Origin of the sequence: Methylosinus sp. RM1, assembly GCF_011378635.1 — a bacterium.
Lineage (GTDB): Bacteria > Pseudomonadota > Alphaproteobacteria > Rhizobiales > Beijerinckiaceae > Methylosinus > Methylosinus sporium.
Genome location: NZ_WOVC01000078.1, coordinates 1 through 4,280, shown reverse-complemented (window position 1 = coordinate 4,280; position 4,280 = coordinate 1). Strand labels below are relative to the sequence as shown.

Genomic DNA, 4,280 nt, shown 5'->3' with positions numbered 1-4,280 from the left:
ATGGGCGATGATCTGCGGCGGGAAGCGATGGCGCTTGTAGCTCACGGGTGATTGTTTCATGGCGGGAAGATCGCCCGTGTCGGCTTACCCGCGCGTTAATGTGACAACGCCCTCAAAGGCTCCGCCAACCGCTCACGCGCCCAGGCGAGCAAGGGACCAAAACGCCCCTCTGGTCGCTCCATCGCCAACAAGGCAGAAAACTGTGACTGCCCACCCGGTCGGCGACGATAGACCACCAGTTGCTCGGCCGTGCGTCGCGCGATCGGTTCGCCCAGGTCCTCCGCTATGAGAGCAAGAGCCAAGTCGATGCCCGCCGTGATCCCGGCAGAACTCCATACCGATCCATCGCGAATAAAGATCCGATCTGGTTCGAGGCGGACTTTCGGATAGCGTGATGCGAAATCGGCGCTCCGGCTCCAATGAGTCGTCGCCCGCTTTCCGTCCAGGAGTCCTGCCTCCGCCAAGATATATGTGCCCGAACAGACACTAGCGACACGCCGAGCCCGGCTGTGCATCAGTCGGACAAATGCCAGTACCGCCGGGTCCATCGCAGCCTGCGGCACGCCGTCACCGCCTGCCAACATCAAGGTATCTAGGGGCGGCGCGCGCTCAATCGCAACGGCATTCAGGGCTACTCCGGCCGAGCTTTTCACCTCCCCCTCTGTCACGGCCAGCACGGATAGCGCGTAGCCGCCCTCGCCATAGCGCCCGGCGATCTCGAACGCAGCGAGCGGCCCTGCCGCGTCCAGCAACTGAAAGCCAGGGAAAATCAGAAGACCGAGAGGGTGAGTCATGGCAGAAATCGCTGGAATCTTGTCATTTACGCCAAGCTTATAATGGACAATACTATACGTCAATAAATCATATACATATATTCGATCTAAGCGTTAACGCGGCCATCCAAAAGCAATACTATAAACATTACAAAATATATAAAGCCTATCCATAAACAAAAGCGACGCGCTATTACCATCATTTACGATGATAATACAAAAAATATAACAAACACATAAGGTAACACTATGGATGGAATGAAATGACCGACAAACAGAACCGCGGGTCGAATGTTGACCTCATACTTGCGTCGGCAATCCTCCTGTCGATCGCAGGATTTGCAAAGGCTAGGCGCGGCGACGATCCGTGCCGACAGACGGACTGTGCATAAAGAGATTTGAACGGATCGGGGACTGTTGGCGGTAATGGGCTTGGCGCCGATCCGTTCCATCCTGAGGGTCCCGGCAATATTTTCAACTGATCCGTTCAGCATCCGAAATTGTGACGGCGGTTGAATTACCCCTTTGTCAACTGCCAACGCGGGCGTGACGTTCGACGGTTCGATGTCGAACGTCACAGCGCGCGCAGTTGAACCTATCAGTCGCGATTCGATGCACGACAGATCAAAAGGCTTCGACCATGGAACTGGTCAAATACGCGCTAAAATTCCGGGTGACATTTTTCGTGTTGGCGCTTCTCGTCACTTTTCTCGGTGGCGCGTCGATCGTCTCGATGCCGAAGGACATTTTTCCGAACGTCGATATTCCGGTCGTGACGGTGATTTGGACCTATTCCGGTCTCTCCACAGCGGAGATGGAAAAACGCGTCACGACCTACGCCGAGATCACGACTTCCAATAATGTAAACGGTATCAAGAGCATGGAAAGCCAGACGCTGCAAGGCGTCGCTGTCCAGAAAATCTATTTCCAACCCGACGTGAATATCGAATTGGCCATCGCCCAGGTCGTGGCGGCTTCGAACGCCATACGCGCACTGATGCCGCCAGGAATGAATCCCCCTTATGTTCTAAAATATTCCGCTTCACAGGTTCCGGTCATCCAACTTGCTCTCTTGAGCAAGACCCAGAGCGAGCAGCAATTGTTCGACATGGGCTTCTATCGCGTGCGTCAAGCTCTGACCACGACGCCCGGCGTAACATTGCCGCCACCCTGGGGCGGAAAGCAACGCCAGATCATGGTCGATCTCGACATGGAGATGCTTCAGGCGAGAGGGCTGACAGCACTCGACGTCGTCAACTCGATCACCGCACAGAATGTGACGGTTCCGTCAGGCCTCGCGAAACTGGGATCCCTCCAATATGTCGTCAGGCTCAATTCCTCGCCTGATGCCGTGGATGCCCTCAACAACGTCCCCATCAGATACGTCGGCGACGCTCCAATCTTGCTGCGCGACGTCGCCCATGTGCGCGACGGTAGCCTCCCGCAGCAAAACATTGTCCGCGTCGACGGCTCGCGATCTGTCCTACTCACCGTGCTCAAGAACGGCAACGCCTCGACGCTCGACGTGGTTCGGCATGTGAAGGGAGCAATAGCGCAACTGCGGTCCTCGATTCCGAATGACACCAAGATCGACGAGCTTTTCGATCAATCTGTTTTCGTTTCGCATGCGATATCCGACGTCCTCCGCGAAGGTGTCATAGCGGCAGCTCTCACTGGGTTGATGATCTTACTCTTCCTAGGTTCGTGGCGATCGACTCTGATCGTTATCGTCTCGATCCCGCTGTCGATCCTGTCTTCTCTCGCGATTCTGGCGGCGCTTGGACAGACGATCAACATCATGACGCTCGGGGGCCTCGCACTCGCGGTCGGCATACTTGTCGACGACGCTACTGTCGCAATCGAGAACACCTATCGATTGCTCGAACAGGGGCGAGACTTTCGCCATGCAGTCGTCGAAGGCGCCGCCGGGATAGCCAAGCCGGCCTTGGTGTCGACTCTGGCGATCTGCGCGGCTTTCGTATCGGTAGTCTTTCTCACCGATGTCGCGCGCTATCTCTTCACCCCACAAGCGCTAGCTGTAGTTTTTGCGATGCTGGCCTCCTATCTCATCTCGCGGACTCTCGTGCCGATCCTGATGGACGAGCTTCTGGCGAGAGAGAAGCTCGGAGCAGATCAAGACGCCACCTCGGCCGCAAAGGGCTCATTTCGGCTTCTGGCAGACGCAAGGCAGCAGTTCGACCATTCTTTCGAGCGTGTCCGCGGACGATACGGATTGCTGCTGAAGTCCATCTTGCATCGGAAAAGCCGTACCTTCACATTCGTGTTCACCCTTTTCGTGTCCACCGCGATCCTGCTCGTATTCGTCGGCGAGGACTATTATCCGCAGATCGACTCAGGACAGATGACGTTGCACGTGCGCGCGAGGTCGGGATTACGTATCGAGGATACGGAACGTCTCTTTCAGCAAGTCGAGGATGTCATCCGGGAAGTTATCCCAGAGCGTGATCGCGCCCTCATCCTCGACAATATCGGACTGCCGCAGCTCAATTATAGTCTCGCCTTCGGCGACGGCACGACGGTCGCTCTGAACGACGGCCAGGTCATGATCTCCCTTGCCGAAGATCACGCTCCTACCATCCATTACATGAAGCGGCTACGCCACGTATTGGCCGAGCGGTTTCCAGATGCGACCTTCTATTTCCAGCCGTCCGACATTGTCACGCAAATCCTCAATTTCGGACTTCCTGCGCCTATCGCTGTTCGCGTGCTCGGCTCGGATGCGAAGCAGAACCGGATCGTCGCGCGCGAGCTTCTGGATCGGCTCAAGAAAGTTAAAGGCGTCGTCGACGCCCATATTCATCAAATTCTCGACGCGCCAGAGTTTTTTGTCGAGATCGACCGCTGGCGTGCGCAGCAGCTCGGGGTCAGCGAGCAACAAGTCGCCAACAACGTCAATGTCTCCTTGAGTTCGTCCTTTCAGGTCGCGCCAAATTTCTGGCCGGATCCAAAATCAGGAGTCCCTTATCAGCTCGCTGTACAAACGCCGGAATATCGCTTGGCCTCGCTCAACGCACTCACCAACACGCCGATCTCGCAATCGGGAGGCGTAGCGAGCGGACGCGTTGATCTTCTGGCCAATGTCACCGATTGGCGGCGCGGCATCGAACAAACCGTCGCCAACCACTCCAACACTCAGCAGAGCTATGACATTTTCGCAAATCTGCAAGATCGCGATCTGGGGAGCATACAAGCCGATATCCAGAAAATCATCGCCGAATTACAGCCTCGTCTAGCACCCGGAAACCGTATCGTCATTCGTGGCCAGATCGACAGCAAGGACCACGCCTTCGCTCGCATCGGACTCGGCCTACTGGCGTCGATGGTGTTCGTCTACCTACTGATGGTCGTCAATTTTCAGAGCTGGGGCGATCCGTTTGGCGTTGTCACATTAACGCGCGGGTAAGCCGACACGGGCGATCTTCCCGCCATGAAACAATCACCCGTGAGCTACAAGCGCCATCGCTTCCCGCCGCAGATCATCGCCCA

2 protein-coding genes are annotated in these 4,280 nt (G+C 56.2%); one reads left to right on the top strand and one right to left on the bottom strand.

Annotation, left to right across the window (positions count from 1 at the left end):
• Positions 1-95: 95 nt before the first annotated feature.
• Positions 96-794, bottom strand: a complete 699-nt coding sequence (locus FMZ75_RS20770; protein WP_166146119.1) for an AraC family transcriptional regulator — start codon at positions 792-794, stop codon at positions 96-98.
• A gap of 619 nt (positions 795-1,413) precedes the next feature.
• Here FMZ75_RS20770 and FMZ75_RS20765 point away from each other — a divergent pair.
• Entirely contained in the window at positions 1,414-4,197 is a 2,784-nt protein-coding gene (locus tag FMZ75_RS20765; protein WP_166146116.1) for an efflux RND transporter permease subunit, read from the top strand.
• The last annotated feature ends 83 nt before the right edge of the window (positions 4,198-4,280 follow it).

Bases quoted from the DNA above. Each gene is read 5' to 3' on its own strand.
- FMZ75_RS20765 (WP_166146116.1), top strand. From the start codon at position 1,414: ATGGAACTGGTCAAATACGCGCTAAAATTCCGGGTGACATTTTTCGTG.
- FMZ75_RS20770 (WP_166146119.1), bottom strand. From the start codon at position 794: ATGACTCACCCTCTCGGTCTTCTGATTTTCCCTGGCTTTCAGTTGCTG.